The sequence below is a fragment of the Methylophilus sp. 5 genome (assembly GCF_000515275.1).
GTDB lineage: Bacteria > Pseudomonadota > Gammaproteobacteria > Burkholderiales > Methylophilaceae > Methylophilus.
The window spans coordinates 2,951,143-2,971,280 of the sequence record NZ_KI911560.1 but is presented as its reverse complement, the minus strand read 5'-3'; the positions used below and the strand labels follow the sequence as shown (position 1 = coordinate 2,971,280).

Here is a 20,138-nt window from a genome sequence, read left to right as displayed (position 1 = left end):
TGGGAGATTAAGAAATGGCATCGATTGTATCCTCTACTGGCGCATCTGGCCTGCCTATTGACTCTTTGGTTACGGCGCAGATGCAGGCGGAACAGCAACCCATTACCGATATTCAAACCAAAATATCGTCTTATAACACCAAGTTGTCCGCCTATAGCACGCTTAAAAGCGGGCTAAGTACGTTTCAAACGGCCGTTGACAAATTGGCCACCGCGGCCAAATTTAATGCGCAATCGGTGACTGCGAGTGATGCGACCAGTATCAGCGCCACCGCCAATGGCACCGCTGTGCTTGGTAACTATAGTGTGTCAGTCACTCAACTGGCGACCTCGCAAAAACTGGCATCGCCTGCTTACAGTAGTGCTACCGATATTGTCGGCACCGGCAAACTGACCATCTCTTTTGGGACGACCGGTACTGTACCTGCTTCATTTACAGCCAATGCCGACAAAACCGACATCACCATAGACATCACCAGCAGCAACAATACGCTGGCGGGTATCCGTGATGCGATCAATGCAAAAAACGCGTCTGTTTCGGCGTCTATTGTCAATGATGGTACCGGCAACCGCCTGGTGATTACCTCTAAAGACACCGGGGAGGTGAACAGCCTCAAAATATCGGTGGCCGATGATGATGGTAACAACACGGACACTGGAGGCTTGTCTGCACTCGCCTATGACCCGCTGGCCAGCAGCAATAACATGACGCAAATGACGGCAGCGAAAAATGCCTTGCTTAATGTAGACGGCATGAGCATCAGTAAATCCAGTAATACGGTTTCTGACGTGATTCAGGGCGTCACCTTGACGCTGAAGTCGATCACCTCGGCCAGTAATACGCTGAGTGTGGGGACTGACACAGACACCATACAAGCCTCGGTGCAGAGCTTTGTCGATGCCTATAATGCGCTCAATACCAGCATGCGTAATCTGACCAAGTTTGTGTCGGCTGGCTCCAGTTCAAACGGGGCCTTGCTGGGAGATTCGACGGCGCGCGATATTATGGTCAAGTTGAAGTCGATGTTATCGGCGTCTTCGCCGACGGCAACCACGTTTAAAACGCTGACCGATATTGGGGTCACTATGGGCTCTACTGGCGCATTAACGCTGGATAGTACCAAACTGCAAAAAGCCATCACCACCAACGTCAGTGATGTGGCCAAGTTGTTTTCGCCGTCGGCGACCTCTACCGATCCGCAAGTGACTTTTCTCGGCAGCAAGGATGATACGGCCTCTGGCACCTATGCCGTGAACATTTCGCAATTGGGCGGCACTGGCGTCAATGCGATTGGTACGATTAATGGCGTGACAGCCAACACCACAGGTTCTGTGCTCACCGGTGTGATCGGCAATGGCAGCTATGGGCTGCAATTGAGTGTCACTGGCACGGCCACTGGCAGCCGTGGCACCGTGACCTTTAGCAAAGGCCTGGCAGGGGAGCTGAGCAGCTTGCTGGACGGCTGGCTGGATACTGATGGTGCATTGACTACAAAAACAGATGGTATTTCAAGTTCGATTAAAGATTTGAACAAAAAGGCCGATGATATAAGTGCCAAGCTGCCTGCGATTGAAGCACGTTACCGTGCCCAATATGCAAAGCTGGATGCCTTGCTCAGTAGTTTGCAAAGCACCAGTACCAACCTGACTTCACAACTGGCCGCCATTAGCGCCAACAGTTAGTTGAAGCGGTAAAGGTCTGCGGAGGGTAGCTGGCAAATAATCGCTAACCATACGCTTTAAAGCAGAATTCAGGAGTAAAAATGTTCGGGATGAAAAAATCAGGTGTCAATGCTTATGCAAGCGTAGGGTTGGAAACCGGCGTGGTTGATGCCAGCCCATTGAAATTGATTGTGATGTTGTATGACGGCGCGATTTCAGCCTGCATTCATGCCCAGCAAGCCATGGCGCAACATGATATTGCCAAAAAAGGTGAATACCTGACGCAGGCAGTGACCATCGTCGATAGCGGCTTGCGTGCCTGCCTGGACAAACGTGCGGGTGGCAATATCGCACAAAATCTGGATCAGCTTTATCAATATATGACCCGTACCCTGATGGAAGCCAGTGTGCGTCAGGATGTAAAAAAAGTACAAGAAATTCAACAATTGCTGATGGAATTAAAAAGCGCGTGGGAAACACTGGAAAAATCAGCGTTAGCACGTCCAGTACAAGCGGATATGTCTCTGGGCCAGATGGTCGCCCAGAAAACACATGAATTGCAACACATGGGACAAGTTAACCGTTTGGCCACCGCCGGAGCCTAAGATGTCACAAGCACTGATTAACACTTATGAGTCTGCTGCCAAATTAATGGAGCAGATGCTGATTGCGGCGCGACAGAATGCCTGGGAAAAAGTCACCGAGCTTGAGCAGTCTTACATGCTCAAACTCGAAGTGGTTAAAAGCCTGGAGCAAACCATGCGCCTGGAATCTGAGCCTTTAACACCTGTGCTCAATGCGCGTAAGCAGGCATTGGTACAGAAAATTCTGGCCGATGATGGCGAAATACGAAATTTGCTTTATCCGGTGATGCACCGCATCACCGATATGATCTTTGATGCGCAGTTACATGCGCGCATCCCGCCGGATGGCTTATAGATGTTACCGATCCCGCAAGTTCTCTCACCACGTTTAATCGCCAGTGAAACAGAGAGCTTGCGTGCGGTCTCGTCTATCATGCCAGTCGAAGGCACGCAGTCAGAAGCACCGTTGTGGGAGCGTATGCGCCCCGGCATGCAGTTTACTGGCCTGATTCTGCAAAAAGAGTCAGGGGCTGCTAAAGCCTCAGAACTGGCACAATTCAAAGTTCAAATTCAACTCCCCAATCAGCCGCCTGCCACTGTGCAAATGCAGCTGCCTGCTTATCTGGCACAACAACAAACCCTGCATATGCAGTTTATGGGCCTTGCCCAGCAGGGCACAGGCAAAGATCAGCTGCCGCAGGTGAAATGGGGGCTACAGCCGGGTAATGGCCAAACGAGTGCCAACAGCATGCATTTGGCCGATGCCGCCTTATTAACCGATATGTCGCACGCTGACCATGACGAGCATTTGCAAACCATGGCAAAAACAGCTGCCGGGCAAGCCAGCCTGGTTGAGCTCAGTCCGCCGGCCAAGCATTTGCAGCGCTGGCTAAGTTCTTCTGAGTTTCAACAGCAAACCACTGCCTTGCAAGCGCAAACGGTGGTCAGCCATAGTCCGCAAAAGCCACAAGTGCTGGCGCAAGACCTCAAGCATGCCTTAGACAGCTCTGGCCTGTTTTACGAGGCACACCTTAAAGAAGCGACGTTAGGTAGCCGGCCCTGGCATCAATTATTGCAGGAGCCGCAAAATAAACCCGCTTTTATGCCGCCTGAAATGGTGGCACAGCAGTTGCAGGTATTGGAGCAGCAGCGTGTGGTGTGGCATGGCGAGGTCTGGCCAGGGCAAACAATGCAGTGGCAGGTCAATGAGCAGGAAAATTCGGCGCACTCAGCAGATGAGCCTGTTTTAAACAGCTTGCAGAGCGACTTGACCTTGCAGTTGCCACGATTGGGCGAGGTCTCGGTCAAAATTACCATGGTGAATGGTCGCTTTAGCGTACGCGTCGCACCAGGTGATGCCAGTGCTTTAAAAGAAATGCAGTCTGGCCGCAGTCAGTTGGCCATGAGTTTGCAGTCAGTCGGGTTAAAGCTGGAGTCTTTGCAGATTAGCCGTGATGACACCGCACAAGACAGGCCACACTATGCAGCAGGATAAGGCTTATACCCAGTCTGCCGTCGCACTGGCTTACGAAGCTGGAGATCTGGCGCCACGCGTGGTGGCCAAAGGCAATGGTTTGCTGGCTGAGCGCATTATTGCGCTGGCAAAAGAACACGAAGTCTATGTGCATGAATCGCAGGCATTATTAAGCCTGTTGATGCAGGTAGAGCTGGATGCCCATATTCCGCCGCAGTTATATCAGGCAATTGCCGAAATATTGGCGTGGTTATATCAATTGGAGCAGGGCGAAACGCGCGAAGCGCCTGCCGTTTAGGTGTGAGGGTAGTGCATGCAGGTTTACACTTGCATGTTCATCATGTCCTGATAAGCCGTGACCAACTTATTGCGTACTTGCACCGTTGCCTGAAAGGCGATGTTGGCTTTTTGGCCGGAAATCATCACATCAGACAGGCTGACATTATCATTGCCCATGGCGAAGTCTTGCCCCAGCTTTTCGGATTGCAGTTGCATATTGTTGACCTGATCCAGTGAGGCTTTCAATGCATCACTAAAGCTGACCTGGCTGGTCGGCGCTGCTGCATTGGTTTTCTGCACAGGATTTGCGATGGCCGCACTGCCTAACCCTTCAGGCTTTTGGGCGGCTGCACGCAATTGTGCCAGCATGGACGAGATACGTTGTGCATCAATACCGCCTGCGTTCATGGTGGGCTCCTTTCATCATCACGGGCACATTAAGCCCTTAATTGTCATGGTAGACACTTTAGCATTCTGTGCTTAGGCTCGCTTTGTAAAACAGGCAACATTAATCGGTCTTATTTGCCAATTTGAAAATAAGCAGTAAGCGCATAATGTGATCCATGTGAGTGTGTCCTTAAAACGCACTCGAGTTCAAAAAGGTGTTTTTGAGTGAGCAAACCTTAAGTTAGCAAACACGGGTTGGGCGCAAGATTCAAAAAGCCAAAAGTAGTAAACATGGAGGTTCAGATGGCTGCTGACGCTGCCTTACTTACATCAACGGGTGAGCCCAACAGTGCACCGAATATGTTCGGTCAACTGGGGCAAAAACTACTATTGGTCGCAGGCATTGCGGCCATCGTAGCCGTGATGGTTGTGTTCTGGCTGTGGAGCCAAAAGCCAGATTACCGCGTGTTGTTTTCCAACTTTGCTGACAAAGATGGCGGCGCGATTGTGGCTGAGCTCGACAAGTTGAGTGTGCCTTATCAATTTGCTGAAGGCGGCAATGCCATTCTGGTGCCAGCCGATCAGGTGCATCAAATACGCTTGAAACTGGCCGCACAAGGTTTGCCAAAAGGTGGCAATATTGGCTTTGAATTACTCGAAAACCAAAAGTTTGGTGTTTCCCAGTTTGTAGAGCAAGTGAATTTTCAGCGTGGGCTGGAAGGTGAGCTTGAGCGTAGCATTCAATCTATTTCAGCCGTACAGGCTGCCCGTATTCATTTGGCCATTCCAAAACCAAGCGTGTTTGTACGCGAGCAGCAATATCCAACCGCTTCTGTGTTGTTAAACTTGCATAACGGTCGCCGCCTGGATGGCCAGCAAGTCGCTGCAGTTGTGCATCTGGTTGCCAGCAGCGTACCTAATTTGTCTGCCGACCATGTGACCGTGGTCGACCAGAACGGTAATTTGCTGTCTGATAATGCAAACAAGCTCAAGCAAAACGGCCTGGACCCAGAGCAAATGGCCTATGTGGAAAATATGCAGAGCAGCATTGCCCGCCGCGTAGAATCGATTATTACGCCTATCGTTGGTGCTAAAAATGTACACGCTGAAACCAGCGCAGAGATTGATTTCTCGATGACTGAGCAAGCCAACGAGTCTTACAAACCGAATGGCAAGCCTGATGATATGGCGATCCGTAGTGCGCAGAGCCATGAGACACAAAATAGCAGTGGCAGTAATGGTGCTGTGCCGGGTGCGTTGTCTAATCAGCCGCCAGGCGAGTCTACTGCACCGATTAATGCACCGGGCGCACAAGCACCAGGTGAAAACGCAGCGCCTGTTGCAGCACCGGCACCGCCACAAAACACACAAAAAGATAACACCACCAACTATGAGCTGGACAAAACAGTGAGCTACGTTCAGCAAGCCAAAGGCGGCATCAAGCGCTTGCACGTGGCTGTGGTCGTGAATCATATTCCGGTGGTCGACAGCACCGGCAAAACCACTTACCGTGCCTTGAGCAATGCCGAGAAGCAGCAAGTGAGTGATCTCGCCATGCAGGCCATGGGCTTTAACAAAGAGCGCGGCGATACGATTTCTGTGGTGAACACCCCATTTATTGCAGAAGCACAGGAAAAGCTGGTAGAGCCACCACTGTGGAAAGATCCGCAGATGATTGAGTATGGCAAAGATGCTTTACGCTTTTTGGCCGGGGTGATTGTGTTGATGATGGTTTATAAAAAACTGCTCAAACCATTGACCAGAAAACTTACTGGTGAAGACAAGAAAGAAGAAGCGCTGGCTGCTGCTGCCTTGACCGGACCTGATGGGTTGCCAATTGCAGGCGCGGCAGGTGCAGACGGTGAAGATGCCCTGGTGACCTTAAGTGGTGATGCCACAGCATTGCCTGGTAGCCTTGATCAGACCTTACAAGCGGCCAAGCAAGTGGCTAAAGATAATCCGCGCATGGTTGCCAATGTGGTATCCAGCTGGACCTCGGCGGAGAAATAGTTCATGAGTGACCAGGGATTAACCAGAAGTGCAATTTTGATGCTGGCGCTCGGCGAAGACGAAGCGGCTGAAGTGATGAAGCATTTGACACCGAAAGAGGTGCAACGGTTGGGCATTGTGATGGCCTCGATGAAGCCGGTGCCACGTGAAGAAGTTGAACAGGTGCTGGAAAAGTTTATGCTCGACTTTGCCAGCAGCAGTGATTTTGGTCTCGATTCAGACAGCTATATCCGCTCGGTGCTGATTAAAGCATTTGGCGACGACAAAGCCTCCAGCTTGCTTAACCGTATTCCACAATCACAAGATGCGGCCGGGATTGAAAGCCTGAAGTGGATGGATGCCTTTAGTGTGGCAGACTTTATCAAGAACGAGCACCCACAGATTATTGCGACCATTTTGTCGCATCTGGAGCCGGAACAGTCGGCTGAAGTGTTAGGCCATTTTACTGAGCGTTTACGCCAGGACGTGATTTTGCGTATTGCCACGCTGGACAGTATTAAGCCAACCGCGCTCAAAGAGTTGAACGAAGGCATGCTGAAAATGCTGGCCGGTAACGACAACCTCAAACGCCAGGCCATTGGTGGCGTAAAAACAGCCGCCGAGATCATGAACTTCATTAGTGGCGAGCACGAAGCCAAACTGATGGATGGCCTCAAAAGCTACGATGATGGCATGGCGCAACAAATCATGGACCAGATGTTTGTGTTTGATAACATTAATGAGATTGATGACAGAGGCATACAAGTGCTGTTGCGCGAAGTGCAGTCTGACATGCTGATTGTGGCGCTCAAAGGCACGTCGGATGAAATGAAAGAAAAATTCTTCCGCAATATGTCGTCGCGTGCGGCTGACATGATGCGTGAAGATCTGGAAAGCCGTGGCCCGGTTAAATTGTCAGAAGTTGAAACCCAGCAAAAACAAATTTTGCAAATTGTGCGTCGCTTGTCAGATGAAGGCCAGATTATGCTGGCTGGTAAAGGTGACAGCGAGCAATATGTGTAGTGCATTGAATAAGGAAAGTGTCTCATGGTAGCGTCTGCAATTCCTAAAGAACAAATGAGCGCCTATCAACGTTGGGAGATGGCCAGCTTTGATGACTCCATCTCTAGTGAGCGTGTGAAACGTGAGCGCGAGCAGGCCGAAGAAAATGCACGCACGGTGAGCCAGATTCTCAAGCAGGTCAGGCAAGAAGCCTATGAAGAAGGGTTTAAAACCGGCTATGGTGATGGCATGACCCATGCACAATCGCAAATAGACGTGGAGCGTCAACAGTTATCGCAAATGGCTACCAGCTTTCAACAGGCCTTGGCCATGCAGGATGTGAACGTTGCCGAGTCTGTATTGAGCCTGGCGCTGGACCTGGCCAAAGCCATGATGAAAACCAAGCTGCAGATAGACCCGCAAGCGGTGATTCCTGTGGTGATGGATGCCATGCATTACCTGCCACAAGTAAAACAGCCTGCCAGATTGATTGTGCATCACGAAGATGCCAAAGTGCTGCGCGCTCATCTTGGAGAGCAATTGAAAGAGCAGGGCTGGCAGCTGGTTGAAGATAGCCAGGTTGAGCGTGGTGGCTGTCTGGTAGAAACTGCAGAAAACCAGATTGATGCCAGTAACGAAATGCGCTGGAAACGTCTGGTACAAGGGTTGTCACGCGTGGATGGCTGGCACCAGCCTGCGGCCACTGGCGAATAACTTGTCTCAGTAATGTAAGCCTGATTGTGATTGACTCCAGCATGACAGAACCCAATGCCGCACCCGCCGCCAGCCAGGAATTGCTGGCTGATTCACTCACGGATGCCGCGCCGACGGCAGAGACCCCAACGATAGAACAAGTAGTCGCAATAGATCAGGTAGATGCCGCCACCAGTGACGAACAAGCGCCTACACCTAATGTGCACAATCAACGCTGGCAAAGTTACCTCAAAGATTGCCGCGAACTGATTCATTTGGTCGAGCCGTTAGAGGTTGCCGGTCGTATAGTGAAAGTCACAGGCCTGATCATGGTCGCCACTGGCATTAAAATGCCAATTGGCGGTGCCTGTTTTATTCCGCTGCAAGATGGCGGGCGCGTTGAGGCCGAAGTGGTCGGTTTTGATGGCGAAAATTTGTTATTAATGCCGCAGTCAGCGGTAGATGGTGTGGTGCCTGGCGCCAAAGTCTTCAGTATGGAGATCACCGAAACTTTACCCAAGCCACAATTTGGTCGTCCACCACGTCGCCGTGCGCAGGACCGTGCGCGCCATTTTCCGGTAGGAGATGGCTTGCTCGGCCGTGTGGTCGATGCCGCAGGTAATCCACTGGATAATTTGGGCCCGATTTCAACCGAAGTGATGGCGCCACTAAGTGGGCGCGTGATTAATCCGCTGATGCGCGCCCCGATTGAAGACACGCTGGATGTAGGCGTGCGCGCAATTAACGCCATGCTTACCGTTGGTCGTGGTCAGCGCCTGGGCTTGTTTGCCGGCTCTGGTGTGGGTAAAAGTGTATTGCTGGGCATGATGGCGCGCTATACCACCGCTGATGTGATTGTGGTCGGCCTGATTGGTGAGCGTGGCCGCGAAGTACAAGAGTTTATTGAGCAGATTTTAGGGCCTGAAGGCCTGGCGCGTGCGGTGGTAGTGGCTGCACCGGCTGACGTGTCGGCACTCATGCGTTTACAAGGTGCCAATTATGCCACCGCGATTGCCGAGCGTTTTCGCCAGCAAGGTAAAAACGTACTGCTGATTATGGACTCGCTGACCCGTTATGCCATGGCGCAACGTGAAATTGCGCTGGCGATTGGCGAGCCGCCAGCCACCAAAGGCTATCCGCCTTCAGTGTTTGCCAAATTGCCTGCCTTGGTTGAGCGCACCGGTAACGGTGCCAGAGGCGAGGGCTCTATTACCGCTTTTTATACCGTACTGACTGAAGGCGACGATCAACAAGACCCGATTGCCGACTCTGCACGCGCGATTCTCGATGGCCATATTGTGCTTAATCGTACCTTGGCCGAGAGTGGACATTATCCTGCGATTGATATTGAACAGTCGATCAGCCGTGCCATGCACAATATCACCAGCAAAGAGCACCAGCAGGCGGCGCGCTTACTCAAACAATTGTATTCACGTTATTTGCGTAACCAGGATTTGATCGCTGTGGGCGCGTATCAGCCGGGCTCTGACCCCATGCTGGATATTGCGATTAAAAAGCGTGACCAGATCAATGCATTTTTGCAGCAAGACGTGGACGAAAGCGCCTATATGCAAGCCTGTTTGCAGCAATTAGCGGACACCATCGCTTAAGGCCGTATTAAGTCAATATGGCCAAACAGTCGACACAAACGCTGACCCTGCTGATTCAACTGGCGACTGACGAAGTCGAGCTGGCGATGCAGGTGTTGGCGCAAGCCATGCAGCAGCTTGATCAAGCCCAGCAGCAGCGCACCATGCTAGAGCAATATCAGCAGGAATATGAGCAGCAGTGGCAACTGGCCTCACAAAAAGGGCTCAAAGCCGATTTATACCGTAATTTTCAGGGCTTTTTCTCGCAATTGGAATTGGCGGTGCGCAGTCAAAATGCTCAAATCGAACAATGTCAGGCGAATGTGCTGCAACAACGACAGCTATTGCAGGAAAAACAGCGCAAACAAAAGTCTTTTGAAGTGCTGATGACACGGGCGGCCACTATGCAGGTAAAAGCAGAAGGCAAGCGTGATCAGAAATTAATGGATGAGTTTGCAAGCCGTGCCAAGCGCACGCGTCTGTAAAACAAGTGTTGACCGGGAGAGTCATATGGCGTTTTTGAATTCCGCAACTTTACTGAATATGGGTGCAGAGGCTGTGAAAACAGCCACGGCCAATCAGGTTTCGCAAGAGTCTCAGGCCAATGGCTCTGATGAATTCGCGCAGGCGTTGCGCAAGCAAATGCAACAAAGCAGCAAGCCCGTCATGCCAGTAGCCAATAAAACAATGGCTGACAAGGCCGAGGCGCCAAAACCAGCCCCAACCGCAGAGCAATCGCAGCCAGCACCGGTTAAACCCAACAGCAATACACCCAAGTCTGAAGAGACGACGCAAAAAATAGCTGCAGATAACAACGATGAACACACATCGCCAGAAGCCGCCGCGACCACTGAAGACACTGCCGCCGCTACCGCACCAACCAATGTGACAGATCCTGCTGCAGTGGTTGAAACAGCGCAAGAACGTAAAAAACGCCTATTGGCAGACATTGCTGCCAATGATCAATTGCCAACAGGGATTTCACCGTGGATGCAAACCATGATTGCTATGCGTCCTGCTGCGGCACAAACCGATAGTCAACCCAAGCTTGAGGTTGCCACCGATGCCGCTGCTGTAGAGGGCGAGCCATTGCCGGGCATTGATGTAAATGCTTTACCGCTGAACACGGAGGTAGCCGATAAATCCACTGCGGCGCAGACCCCGGTCGGGCCTGGTGTGACCACAGATCAAGATGATCAGGCGGCTGATTTTAAACAGTTGCTCGCGGGTAATCCGGCCAATACTGGCAAAGAGGCGCCCGGGCTGCCTGAAACATTAGTCAATGCCAAGTTGATGGCAGAGGCGACCGGGCAAACTGGTCGCTCCGCGCAGGGATTCAATGACATGCGTAGTGCTGATGCGCAAGCTGACAGCGTGAATACGATACAGCCAGCCGCGCAAGCGTTGCCTAATAGTCCCTGGCTGAATGCGGCCGGCGTGGCGCAGAGTAGCAATGTGGTGACGTCGCAAATTGCGGCGCCCTTTGGCAATGAACGCTGGCAAACTGCAATGAATCAGCATGTGATGAAAATGGTAGGCAGTGGCGACGATGTGGCCAGCCTGACCTTGTCACCACCAGACCTGGGACCGATTCAGGTCGTGCTGAAAGTGGATAACCAGTCGGTGAACACCAGTTTTATTACGGATAATCCGCTGGTGCGCCAGGCATTAGAGGATGGCATGCAGGACCTGCGTGACCGCATGCAATCACAAGGCTTACAACTGGGCCAAACCTTTGTCGGCGATGGCCAGCAGGCGCAGCAGCATTTTGAGCAGCAAACTTCGCGTCAAGGCGGCCAATCATCCGGCACCGCCGCTGACACAGAGTCTTTAGTCGCGCCACAAGCAGCTAAAACCACTGTGGCACGTGGCCTGGTCGATACTTTTGTTTAACAGCCACTGTTTTACTGGCTGTGTTTAACCAGCAGGCAGGCGATAGGCCTGCCAGTAGTTGTAAGTTTCGATTAAACGCCGATTTTACCCTTTTATCCGGCAATCTCCAGACCGCTGTTTTGCGCATAATGACACCATAAACACTCAAGGTTTCAGGTAAGAAAGGTTTGTGTCATGGCTCAAGAACCAGCGAAAACGGCGGGCGCAGCAGAAGCAGCGCCCAAATCCAAGAAAAAACTCATTGTCATATTGGCAGTCGTGCTGGCATTAGCTGCCGGCGGCGGTGCTGCTGCATTCTTTTTGTTGAAGAAGCCAGAAGCGCACCCAGCCAAAGCCAAGCATAGTGAGAAAGCAGAAGAAGGTCACGAAGACGCTGCTGAAGGCGAAGCCGCTGAGGACGAGGCGCCTGAAGAGGAAGCTGGTGGTCATGCTGACCCTAAAACGGCTTTGACCTATGTGCCGTTTGAAACGTTTACCGTTAATTTGTTGCCAGACCCGGATGACAAATTTTTGCAGCTGGATTTAACCGTTGAGGTGAAAGGCGCTGAGCTGGCAGAAAAAATGAAAGCACAGATGCCAGCCTTGCGTAACCGCGTTCTGCTATTGCTCACCAGCAAAAAAGCGTCTGATATATCTACTCCAGAAGGCAAAGCGCAACTAAGTGCAGAGCTGCTGACAGATTTGAAAAAACCGCTCGCTGCACACGGTAAGCCGCTGAAAGTCACTCAGGTATTATTTACCTCGTTTGTGATTCAGTAATGTTATGAGCCCAGTTGTTTAAAGTGAGTCATCATGTCCGCTGACAAGTTTTTATCACAAGACGAAATTGATGCGCTACTCAGAGGTGTTGAGGGCGATGACGAAGGTGATGCGTCTGGCAAAGACGAGGCTAGCGTTCGTAATTACAACCTGGCCACGCAAGAGCGGATTGTGCGCGGCCGCATGGCCACGCTGGAGATGATCAACGAACGCTATGCGCGTTTATTGCGTGTGGAGCTGTTTAACTTCTTGCGCCGTACGGTAGAAGTCTCGGTAGGTCCGGTGAGAATTATCAAATACACCGACTTTATCCGTAACCTGGTGGTGCCCACCAATCTCAACCTGATTCATATGAGCCCATTGCGCGGTACAGGCGTGCTGGTGCTAGACCCGACACTGGTGTTTTTGGTGGTGGATAATATGTTTGGTGGCGATGGCCGCTTTCACACCAGGGTAGAAGGCCGTGATTTTACGGCGACCGAGCAACGCATTATCCAGCGCATTTTAAGCATTATGTTCGAGTCGTATGAAAAGGCTTGGGCACCTGTTTACCCGATCAAGTTTGAGTATTTGCGCTCGGAAATGAATACGCAATTTGCCAATATCGCCACGCCCAATGAGGTGGTGGTGGCGATTACGTTCAATATTGAGTTGGGCCCGAATAGCGGCGAAATGCATTTTTGCGTGCCGTATTCCATGGTTGAGCCGATCAAGGACCTGCTGACTTCACCATTGCAAGGCGAAAACCTGGGTGGTGACAAACGCTGGGTCAAGTTGATGACGCAGCAGATTCAAGCCGCAGAGGTTGAGATTGTTGCCAACCTGGCCACGCGCAAACTGACGGTAGCAGATTTGCTGGAGCTGAAAGAAGGGGATGTGATCCCGATTAATATCAGCGACAGCATCGAAGGACAAATTGACAACATTCCAGTCATGGAGTGTCGTTATGGGGTATTTAACGGGCAATACGCCCTCAAGGTTGAAAAGTTAATTCGCGCTGACGGAAGTCACGAGCAATTACAAGGAGAGTCATAATGGCTATGGATCCCGCCACTAACAGTGCAGATGATGATATGAATGCAGCGATGGCTGCCATGGGCGTGTCTGACCCCGGCGATGTGCAGACGATTGCAGAAGACGACTGGGGTGCCGCATTAGCCGAGCAGACACAGTCTGAATCTTCGGCGCTGCAAGAGCCAACCAGCAAAACTGCGGTGTTTAACGAGTTTAGCGCTAACAATAAGCTCGAAGGTACGCAAAACGACATCGACTTTATTCTGGATATCCCGGTACAACTGACGGTTGAGTTGGGCCGGACCAAAATTTCGATTAAAAACCTGTTGCAACTGGCGCAGGGCTCGGTAGTTGAGCTCGATGGCATGGCGGGCGAGCCGATGGATGTGTTGGTCAATGGCTGCCTGATCGCGCAAGGTGAGGTGGTGGTGGTCAATGATAAATTCGGTATCCGTTTGACCGATATCATTACCCCGGCCGAACGTATCCGCAAATTAAATCGTTAATCGTTTTTTTAAAGACACTTTATATTGAGATGATGAAAACAATTAACCAGTTGTTGCTTGCCTTGTGTAGCAGTATGGTCGCCAGTGGCATGTCATGGGCTGCTGTGCCTGTGGCCACGGTTGCGGCCGCGCCTAGCGCGAGCGACAGCCTGGGCCGCATGGTGTTTGGCACGGTGATTGTTTTACTGGTGATTGCAGTCATTGCCTGGTTATTACGTCGTGTCATGCCTGGGCAGACCATGTCTCACCGCGGGGTGATCAAGCAGGTCGGTGGTTTGCAACTCAGCCCTAGAGAACGTGTGGTGGTGCTTGAAGTTGCTGGTCGCTGGTTGGTGGTGGGTATCAACGCTGGCCAAATGTCTGCGCTGGGTGACGTTGATCCGCTGAGCAGCGAGGCGACCACAGAAGAGGGCGCGACCGCAGGTGCCGGCATCACAAAATCTTCAGCAGTCGATCCGCAAGCTTCTTTTTCTGTTCGCTTGCAACAAGCCATGCAAGCCACACTGCAGCAAACAGTCAAATCCCTCAAAAACAAGCCTTGAGTCGCTCATTTCTGACCTTTGATTTCAGCAGGTCTGACGTACTATAGCCCTAACTTATTGATCGTCTTGTGTCTGCTGCTCGCGGCCACAAGCAAGTTTCGGGTGCCATATACATGCGTGTCTTTTCAGTGTTAAAGTCTATTTTCTCCTGGTTGCTGCCTGTTGGCCTGCTGTGGGGGTTTCCGCTGTTGTCATCGGCGGCTGGTGGCTTGCCGATCGGTACCGTCAGCGCGGCGGCAGGCGGCGGGCAAGACTATACGCTCAGTCTGCAAACCCTGATTTTACTTACCTCTCTCACGTTTATCCCGGCGGCCATGCTGATGATGACTGGCTTTACCCGTATCGTCATTGTCTTGTCTTTACTACGCCAGGCATTGGGCACGCAATCTGCGCCGTCTAATCAGGTATTGATCGGCTTAGCCTTGTTTATTACCTTTTTTGTCATGGGGCCGGTGTTCGACAAAATCTATACCGATGCTTATCAGCCGCTATCAGAAAGCAAAATCACCATGCAAGAAGCCCTGGAGCGCGGTGTGTTGCCGCTCAAAGGCTTTATGCTCAAGCAAACCCGCGAAAATGACCTGGCCATGTTTGCCAATATGGCGCATACCGAGGCCATTCAAACGCCGGAAGAAGTCCCGCTCAGAATATTAGTGCCCGCCTTTATGACCAGTGAGCTCAAAACCGCCTTCCAGATTGGCTTTGCTATTTATATCCCGTTTTTGATTATTGACATGGTGGTGGCCAGTATTTTGATGGCGATGGGCATGATGATGGTGTCACCGGCCATTGTGTCGCTGCCGTTTAAACTCATGCTGTTTGTGCTGGTCGATGGCTGGCAACTGGTGCTGGGTTCGCTGGCGCAAAGTTTTGTCATTTAAAAAATATTGTTTAATCAGGAGTAGCACATGAGTCCAGAACAGGTGTTGACGATAGGCAGCGAAGCGATGCAAACCACTTTGATGGTGGCGGCGCCCGTGCTGGGCACTGCGCTGATGATTGGTTTGATCGTGAGTATTTTTCAGGCCGCGACACAAATCAATGAACAAACATTGTCGTTCATCCCCAAACTGGTTGGTGTCATGGCCGTGTTGCTGCTGGCAGGCCATTGGATGCTCATGACCATGGTGGATTATATGCACCATATTTTCACCATGATTCCGCAACTGGTGAACTAAGCGCTTGATCACATGCTGACCATCCATGCTTCAGATCTGCAATTGTGGATTGTTCAGTTGCTATGGCCACTGACCCGTGTGCTTGGCTGTATTTCTGTTGTTCCGCTGTTTAGCCATCCTTCTATCCCAAAACGTATCAAGCTTGCCATCGGCTTTGTGATTGCGCTCGCCATTGCGCCAGCGATTCAGGTGCCGCCGATTGAAGTGCTGTCCTGGCAAGGATTACTGTCTTTACTGGCGCAGTTTCTCATAGGCATTAGCATGGGCTTTGTCATGCGTATTTTGTTTACTGCGGTTGAAATGGCCGGGTTTATGATGGGGATGAGTATGGGCTTAGGCTTTGCCAGTTTTTATGATCCGCAGGCCCAAGGTCAAACCATTGCTGTCGGGCAGTTTTTGACCATGCTGGCGCTGCTGGTATTTATGAGCCTGGATGGCCATTTGATCGTGGTTGCGGTGATGCTGCAAAGCTTTGAAACCATGCCAATCGCGCTGGAACACTGGCAATTGAACAGCCAGGCCATTGCCACGCTGGGTGGGCATATTTTTTCACAAGGCTTGTTGCTGGCGTTGCCGGTGGTGGCCAGTTTATTGATTACCAATATGGCGCTGGGCGTGTTAACCAAAGCGGCGCCACAATTCAATATTTTCGGTATCGGTTTCCCGATTACGATTTCGGTTGGCTTTGTGATGACCTTATTAAGCCTGCCTTCTTTGGTAAGCCCCGTCAGCCGCTGGCTGGTTGATGCACAGCAACTCATGTTGCAAGTGCTGCACTAGCCCGGTTGTTAGCCGGGCGTTTTATTAGCCAAACGCTTAAATCAAACTAAATAACGAGATATTGGACGTGGCCACAAATGCTTTTTGTGCAGCCTGTAAGATGGTGGTTTTCTTGGAAATATCAGACAACGCCTGCGCATAATCCAGATCTTGCAGCGTTGAAATAGACGCATCATATTGCAGATCCAGGCTATCGCCCGTGCTGTTCAGAGTGTCGATTAAATTGAGACTACTGCCAATTTCTGAGCGGGTATTAAGTACCCGGTCTAATGAATCTTGCATGCTGTCTATGCTAGTCGCGAGGCCAGTATTAAACGTGGCCTGGGTAGTGCTGTCTGTGATGGGGGTATTCAACAGGCCAATAATATTTTGCAAATTGGTAAACACGTTGCTGCCATTCGCGCCAAATACCTGGTCACCGGTAAACGTCACCGGCAGCTTGCTCTGCACGTCAATTTGCAACTGGGTGCGCGTGGTGTTGGCGACATAGTCGTTATTGGTATCAAACGGCACAGTGGTGGTTGCATAGCCAGAATACATGTAGTTGCCTTGCGAGTCTTTGGTGTTCGCGAGACCTTTCAAGGTATCCAGATTGCCTTGCAACTCATTGGCCAGTTTGGCACGTTCAGCATCGGTATAAGAGCCATTACCCGCGGCAATCAGTGAAGATTGTATCGACTGTATGGCATCTGTCACACTGGTGAGGTTAGCCTCATAGGTTTGCAGCAGGGTTTCTGCTGTTTTACGCGTGCTGGTGTAGTTGGCATTTTGGTCTTTAGCCGTATTGAGTTCAAGTATCCGTGCCGCCGCCACCGGGTCATCTGCTGGCGAGTTTACACGCTTACCGGTTGCCGTCTGAATGCTGAGCTTGTTTAAGTCGCCCTGCAGATTCATTAACTGGTTGGTGCCAGACTGGTAGATGGTATTGGTGCTGATTCTCATGATGACCTATCTTTCAAAAACTTATTGACCCATTTGCAGCAAGACTTCAAACAGCTGGCTGGCAATCTGCATCATCTTGCCAGCGGCCTGGTAGGCTTGCTGGTAGCGCAACAAGTCAGTGGCTTCTTCATCCAGATTCACACCGGACTCTGACTGCATGGCGCTGGTTGCATTTTCTAATGCGGTCGCGTCTGATTTGCTGGTGATGCTGAGCTCGTTGGTTTTAGTGCCCACCGCACTCACCATTTGTGCGAATGCCTGCGCATAGGTGCGGTTGGTGCTGCTGCCTGCCACGCGCACATTGGCACCAGTTTGCAAGGCCGCCAGTTTCAAGCCGTTTTCGTTATCACTTGGGCCACTGGTGGCAGAGCCTGCCATCGCCAATTTGTCGACATTAGTAAACGACAGCGATAATTGGCCAGCGGCATACTGTGTCGGCTTAATCAGGTAAGAGTCACCTTCTGTTGGCGAGCTGGTATTGACGTCAATCTGCATGCCGTCCACGGTGGCCGGCAGCGAGGTGCCTTGCCACATGATGGACTTATCATTCAAACGCGTGATCGTATATTGGCCACTGTTATATTTCACCGTATAGTCGCTGCTGGTGAGCAGGCTGGCATCGACGATAGAGGCAGATGCACTCTTGGTCGGGTCGGTGTTATAAGCGCTACTGACAGCAGTTGGCGTGCCGACATTGAACAGGTTGGTACCCAGCACGCCATTAAGGTCATAGCCCTGCGTTTGCTGAGCGTTAAATTGGCTGGCCAGGGTTACTGCCAACTGGCCAACCTGGTTTTGTACGGCATCCAGTGTTTCACTTCTAAACTGCAAGACACCGCCCAGGGTGCCGCCAGACAGCGTATCTGTGCTCAGGATTTTTGGGCTGGCCGGGTTACCGTAAGCCACCTCTACCCTGGTCGGGTCAGTATCGCTGGCGCGTGTATACAGTGAATATTGTTGTGTGCCCACCACCAGTGGCATGCCACTACCGGCAAACACATTATACGAACCATCATCTTGCTTAATCACCGTGGTTTTGACTTGCTCGCTGAGTTTAGCCACCAGTTGGTCGCGTTGGTCCATCAGGTCATTCGGCATGTTGCCGGTAGAGTTGACTGCCTTGGTGATGGTGTCATTCAGCGTGGCGATTTGTGACGAATAACTGTTAATCGCATCGACACTGGCCGTAATTTGAGTATTAATACTCTCCCGCATTTGATCAAGCTGGGTATTCACCGCATTAAAGCGATTGACCATGGATTGCGCAGAAGAAATCAGTGTTTGGCGGGTAGCGGTGTCGCTCGGGTTGGCCGCGGCAGCGCTCACTGCGCTAAAAAAGCTGGTAATGACCGGGTTCAAACCGGCCGTGCTGTCAGACAGCAAGCTATTGATCTGGCTGATATTGCTGTAATAAGCACCACTGGCATTGGCGGTTGAGGTGGCATTAATCACTTGCTTGGCCAGGGTTTCGTTGTAGACACGCTGTATGCCCACCACATTGGTGCCTTGCCCGACATAACCGTAGCCAAAGTTTTGCGCTTGTGCCGCGGCTTGCACCACGACCTGGCGGTTATAGCCGTCGGTGGAGGCGTTGGCAATGTTATGGCCAACGGTGGCAATGCCTATTTGTGCTGCGTTCAGCGCACTTTTACCAATGCTGAGTACATTTGACATGTGATTCCCTCATGTGCCAGCCCCCTGCAGAGGGTCAGGCACGACTTTAAAGTGACAGTTAAATTACCTAACGGACGTTTTTTAAATTTCTTTAGGCCCGGTGACAGATTACCCTTGTAAATTTTTAATGACTTGCGTCAATTTTTTGCCATATTGCGGATCAGTGGCATAGCCTGCACGTTGTAATGCGTGGGCATACGCGCTTGCATCATGGGTGTTACTCATGGCTTGCTGGTAGCGCGGATTTTGTGAAATCAGTTTGGCGTAATCCTTAAAGGCATCACTGTAGCTATCATAAGCACGGAACTTCTCAACCCGGCTCTGTTTGACGCCATTGATATATTCAGTGGTCGTACTGGTTGCGACTTTGCCTTTCCAGTTGGCATCGGCTTTGATGCCAAACAGGTTATGGCTGTTCACACCGGTGTCTGTTTTAATTTCATGCTTGCCCCAGCCACTTTCCAGCGCGGCTTGGCCAATCATAAACTTCGCTGGAATGCCGGAGGTGCTGCTGGCAGCCTGTGCATGCGGCAGCATGCTCTGGATAAATTGTTGTGTTTTACCGGCGACTTCACGCATGGCAGTCGCCAATGGTGCTTGCGGTAGGGTAAAGCTCTGGATATTGGCTTGCGTTTCTTCAACCAGCGGTGGTAACTCAGGAATGCCACGCGCCCAGGCTGTGTCGGTGTTGCTGCTTACAGAATCACCATCAGTCGCCTCCCATTGCTGGTAAGCCTCGCGGATTTTTTGTGCGGCTTGTGCCAGCACTGCCTTGCCATTGGCATGCGCTGTTGTCTGGTTGCCTGAGGGCAGGGCAGCGCTGCTATCCAGCTTGCCGGAGGGTTTGGTTTCTTTACTGCTGTCGGTAGCGTCGCCTGGTTTCTGGCTAAATTTACTCAGTTGCCTGACCAGCACATCGGTGAGGCCTAGACCTTTTTGGCTCAGGTTGGTGCTCAGTTGCTGGTCTAGCATGCCCATAAACATTTTGCCTTGCTCGCTGTCGGTCATGCCATCTTGTGGCACCGTGTCACGCATGCTTTTCAGCATCATGTTCATCAGCACGCCTTCAAACTGACGTGCCACCGCCCGAATGGATTCGGGCGAGTCGCTATTGCCACGCTTGAGGCTATTGAGCGAGTTACCGTCAATCGCCAGGCTTTGAGTAGTAGGATCGACACGTGGTTGCATGGCC

At 51.4% G+C, this 20,138-nt stretch carries 22 protein-coding genes; 18 read left to right on the top strand and 4 right to left on the bottom strand.

The window, feature by feature from the left end; translation table 11 throughout:
• The first annotated feature begins 14 nt into the window (after nt 1-14).
• The 5 genes from fliD to METH5_RS0114360 all read left to right on the top strand — a co-directional run bounded on the left by fliD (nt 15) and on the right by METH5_RS0114360 (nt 4,017).
• Nucleotides 15-1,682 (top strand): flagellar filament capping protein FliD, encoded by a 1,668-nt coding sequence (fliD, locus tag METH5_RS0114380; RefSeq protein WP_029149165.1) that lies wholly within the window; start codon nt 15-17, stop codon nt 1,680-1,682.
• An 89-nt stretch (nt 1,683-1,771) separates the two neighbouring features.
• Entirely contained in the window at nt 1,772-2,266 is a 495-nt protein-coding gene (fliS, locus tag METH5_RS0114375; protein WP_232411066.1) for a flagellar export chaperone FliS, read from the top strand.
• Nucleotide 2,267: 1 nt separating this feature from the next.
• Nucleotides 2,268-2,600, top strand: a complete 333-nt coding sequence (locus METH5_RS0114370; protein ID WP_029149163.1) for a flagellar protein FliT — start codon at nt 2,268-2,270, stop codon at nt 2,598-2,600.
• Nucleotides 2,601-3,740 (top strand): flagellar hook-length control protein FliK, encoded by a 1,140-nt coding sequence (locus METH5_RS0114365; protein ID WP_029149162.1) that lies wholly within the window; start codon nt 2,601-2,603, stop codon nt 3,738-3,740.
• Nucleotides 3,727-4,017: an EscU/YscU/HrcU family type III secretion system export apparatus switch protein gene (locus METH5_RS0114360; protein WP_029149161.1), complete on the top strand. Its 291-nt coding sequence runs from the start codon at nt 3,727-3,729 to the stop codon at nt 4,015-4,017. The genes METH5_RS0114365 and METH5_RS0114360 overlap by 14 nt, the downstream gene beginning before the upstream one ends.
• 23 nt (nt 4,018-4,040) lie before the next feature.
• Here the strand turns inward: METH5_RS0114360 and fliE are convergent, their stop codons facing one another.
• Complete coding sequence (gene fliE, locus METH5_RS0114355; RefSeq protein WP_019882550.1) at nt 4,041-4,406, bottom strand: flagellar hook-basal body complex protein FliE; 366 nt, start codon at nt 4,404-4,406, stop codon at nt 4,041-4,043.
• A gap of 282 nt (nt 4,407-4,688) precedes the next feature.
• Between fliE and fliF the strand changes: the two genes are divergently transcribed.
• From fliF to fliR, 13 genes are all read left to right on the top strand, one after another.
• The gene (fliF, locus tag METH5_RS0114350) at nt 4,689-6,395 is read left to right on the top strand and encodes a flagellar basal-body MS-ring/collar protein FliF (RefSeq protein WP_029149160.1); all 1,707 of its coding nucleotides are present in this window, start codon (nt 4,689-4,691) and stop codon (nt 6,393-6,395) included.
• Between the two features lie 3 nt (nt 6,396-6,398).
• Nucleotides 6,399-7,397 carry a flagellar motor switch protein FliG gene (gene fliG, locus METH5_RS0114345; RefSeq protein ID WP_029149159.1) on the top strand — a complete coding sequence of 333 codons (999 nt, stop codon included), beginning with the start codon at nt 6,399-6,401 and terminating at the stop codon, nt 7,395-7,397.
• A 24-nt stretch (nt 7,398-7,421) separates the two neighbouring features.
• Nucleotides 7,422-8,090, top strand: a complete 669-nt coding sequence (locus tag METH5_RS0114340; protein WP_029149158.1) for a flagellar assembly protein FliH — start codon at nt 7,422-7,424, stop codon at nt 8,088-8,090.
• Nucleotides 8,091-8,131: 41 nt separating this feature from the next.
• The gene (gene fliI / locus METH5_RS0114335; RefSeq protein ID WP_232411065.1) at nt 8,132-9,679 is read left to right on the top strand and encodes a flagellar protein export ATPase FliI; all 1,548 of its coding nucleotides are present in this window, start codon (nt 8,132-8,134) and stop codon (nt 9,677-9,679) included.
• A 17-nt stretch (nt 9,680-9,696) separates the two neighbouring features.
• Nucleotides 9,697-10,143 (top strand): flagellar export protein FliJ, encoded by a 447-nt coding sequence (gene fliJ, locus METH5_RS0114330; RefSeq protein ID WP_029149156.1) that lies wholly within the window; start codon nt 9,697-9,699, stop codon nt 10,141-10,143.
• A gap of 25 nt (nt 10,144-10,168) precedes the next feature.
• Entirely contained in the window at nt 10,169-11,551 is a 1,383-nt protein-coding gene (locus tag METH5_RS0114325; protein ID WP_029149155.1) for a flagellar hook-length control protein FliK, read from the top strand.
• A 174-nt stretch (nt 11,552-11,725) separates the two neighbouring features.
• Nucleotides 11,726-12,310 carry a flagellar basal body-associated FliL family protein gene (locus METH5_RS0114320; RefSeq protein ID WP_029149154.1) on the top strand — a complete coding sequence of 195 codons (585 nt, stop codon included), beginning with the start codon at nt 11,726-11,728 and terminating at the stop codon, nt 12,308-12,310.
• Nucleotides 12,311-12,343: 33 nt separating this feature from the next.
• Nucleotides 12,344-13,345 carry a flagellar motor switch protein FliM gene (gene fliM, locus METH5_RS0114315; RefSeq protein ID WP_029149153.1) on the top strand — a complete coding sequence of 334 codons (1,002 nt, stop codon included), beginning with the start codon at nt 12,344-12,346 and terminating at the stop codon, nt 13,343-13,345.
• Nucleotides 13,345-13,830 carry a flagellar motor switch protein FliN gene (gene fliN, locus METH5_RS0114310; protein WP_036308006.1) on the top strand — a complete coding sequence of 162 codons (486 nt, stop codon included), beginning with the start codon at nt 13,345-13,347 and terminating at the stop codon, nt 13,828-13,830. Before fliM ends, fliN begins: the two co-directional genes overlap by 1 nt.
• A 29-nt stretch (nt 13,831-13,859) precedes the next feature.
• Nucleotides 13,860-14,372, top strand: coding sequence for a flagellar biosynthetic protein FliO (gene fliO / locus METH5_RS0114305; protein WP_232411064.1), 513 nt, complete (start codon nt 13,860-13,862; stop codon nt 14,370-14,372).
• 113 nt (nt 14,373-14,485) lie between these two features.
• Nucleotides 14,486-15,253, top strand: coding sequence for a flagellar type III secretion system pore protein FliP (fliP, locus tag METH5_RS0114300; protein ID WP_029149150.1), 768 nt, complete (start codon nt 14,486-14,488; stop codon nt 15,251-15,253).
• A 27-nt stretch (nt 15,254-15,280) separates the two neighbouring features.
• On the top strand, nt 15,281-15,550 hold the full coding sequence (gene fliQ / locus METH5_RS0114295) for a flagellar biosynthesis protein FliQ (RefSeq protein ID WP_019882538.1): 270 nt from the start codon (nt 15,281-15,283) through the stop codon (nt 15,548-15,550).
• 12 nt (nt 15,551-15,562) lie between these two features.
• Nucleotides 15,563-16,330, top strand: a complete 768-nt coding sequence (gene fliR, locus METH5_RS0114290) for a flagellar biosynthetic protein FliR (RefSeq protein ID WP_029149149.1) — start codon at nt 15,563-15,565, stop codon at nt 16,328-16,330.
• A 36-nt stretch (nt 16,331-16,366) separates the two neighbouring features.
• Here fliR and flgL read toward each other — a convergent pair whose 3' ends face one another.
• From flgL to flgJ, 3 genes are all read right to left on the bottom strand, one after another.
• On the bottom strand, nt 16,367-17,272 hold the full coding sequence (gene flgL, locus METH5_RS0114285; RefSeq protein ID WP_029149148.1) for a flagellar hook-associated protein FlgL: 906 nt from the start codon (nt 17,270-17,272) through the stop codon (nt 16,367-16,369).
• 21 nt (nt 17,273-17,293) lie between these two features.
• Entirely contained in the window at nt 17,294-18,946 is a 1,653-nt protein-coding gene (flgK, locus tag METH5_RS0114280; protein ID WP_029149147.1) for a flagellar hook-associated protein FlgK, read from the bottom strand.
• Nucleotides 18,947-19,054: 108 nt separating this feature from the next.
• Nucleotides 19,055-20,134, bottom strand: a complete 1,080-nt coding sequence (gene flgJ, locus METH5_RS0114275) for a flagellar assembly peptidoglycan hydrolase FlgJ (protein WP_029149146.1) — start codon at nt 20,132-20,134, stop codon at nt 19,055-19,057.
• Nucleotides 20,135-20,138 lie beyond the last annotated feature (4 nt).

What these genes read in the sequence shown, in the direction of transcription:
- fliE (WP_019882550.1), bottom strand. Translation starts at nt 4,406, where the DNA reads ATGAACGCAGGCGGTATTGATGCACAACGTATCTCGTCCATGCTGGCA.
- fliR (WP_029149149.1), top strand. Translation starts at nt 15,563, where the DNA reads ATGCTGACCATCCATGCTTCAGATCTGCAATTGTGGATTGTTCAGTTG.
- fliN (WP_036308006.1), top strand. Translation starts at nt 13,345, where the DNA reads ATGGCTATGGATCCCGCCACTAACAGTGCAGATGATGATATGAATGCA.
- fliM (WP_029149153.1), top strand. Translation starts at nt 12,344, where the DNA reads ATGTCCGCTGACAAGTTTTTATCACAAGACGAAATTGATGCGCTACTC.
- fliD (WP_029149165.1), top strand. Translation starts at nt 15, where the DNA reads ATGGCATCGATTGTATCCTCTACTGGCGCATCTGGCCTGCCTATTGAC.
- fliP (WP_029149150.1), top strand. Translation starts at nt 14,486, where the DNA reads ATGCGTGTCTTTTCAGTGTTAAAGTCTATTTTCTCCTGGTTGCTGCCT.
- METH5_RS0114370 (WP_029149163.1), top strand. Translation starts at nt 2,268, where the DNA reads ATGTCACAAGCACTGATTAACACTTATGAGTCTGCTGCCAAATTAATG.
- fliO (WP_232411064.1), top strand. Translation starts at nt 13,860, where the DNA reads ATGATGAAAACAATTAACCAGTTGTTGCTTGCCTTGTGTAGCAGTATG.
- fliI (WP_232411065.1), top strand. Translation starts at nt 8,132, where the DNA reads ATGACAGAACCCAATGCCGCACCCGCCGCCAGCCAGGAATTGCTGGCT.
- fliS (WP_232411066.1), top strand. Translation starts at nt 1,772, where the DNA reads ATGAAAAAATCAGGTGTCAATGCTTATGCAAGCGTAGGGTTGGAAACC.
- fliG (WP_029149159.1), top strand. Translation starts at nt 6,399, where the DNA reads ATGAGTGACCAGGGATTAACCAGAAGTGCAATTTTGATGCTGGCGCTC.
- METH5_RS0114320 (WP_029149154.1), top strand. Translation starts at nt 11,726, where the DNA reads ATGGCTCAAGAACCAGCGAAAACGGCGGGCGCAGCAGAAGCAGCGCCC.
- flgL (WP_029149148.1), bottom strand. Translation starts at nt 17,272, where the DNA reads ATGAGAATCAGCACCAATACCATCTACCAGTCTGGCACCAACCAGTTA.
- fliF (WP_029149160.1), top strand. Translation starts at nt 4,689, where the DNA reads ATGGCTGCTGACGCTGCCTTACTTACATCAACGGGTGAGCCCAACAGT.
- METH5_RS0114325 (WP_029149155.1), top strand. Translation starts at nt 10,169, where the DNA reads ATGGCGTTTTTGAATTCCGCAACTTTACTGAATATGGGTGCAGAGGCT.
- fliQ (WP_019882538.1), top strand. Translation starts at nt 15,281, where the DNA reads ATGAGTCCAGAACAGGTGTTGACGATAGGCAGCGAAGCGATGCAAACC.
- METH5_RS0114360 (WP_029149161.1), top strand. Translation starts at nt 3,727, where the DNA reads ATGCAGCAGGATAAGGCTTATACCCAGTCTGCCGTCGCACTGGCTTAC.
- METH5_RS0114340 (WP_029149158.1), top strand. Translation starts at nt 7,422, where the DNA reads ATGGTAGCGTCTGCAATTCCTAAAGAACAAATGAGCGCCTATCAACGT.
- flgK (WP_029149147.1), bottom strand. Translation starts at nt 18,946, where the DNA reads ATGTCAAATGTACTCAGCATTGGTAAAAGTGCGCTGAACGCAGCACAA.
- METH5_RS0114365 (WP_029149162.1), top strand. Translation starts at nt 2,601, where the DNA reads ATGTTACCGATCCCGCAAGTTCTCTCACCACGTTTAATCGCCAGTGAA.
- fliJ (WP_029149156.1), top strand. Translation starts at nt 9,697, where the DNA reads ATGGCCAAACAGTCGACACAAACGCTGACCCTGCTGATTCAACTGGCG.
- flgJ (WP_029149146.1), bottom strand. Translation starts at nt 20,134, where the DNA reads ATGCAACCACGTGTCGATCCTACTACTCAAAGCCTGGCGATTGACGGT.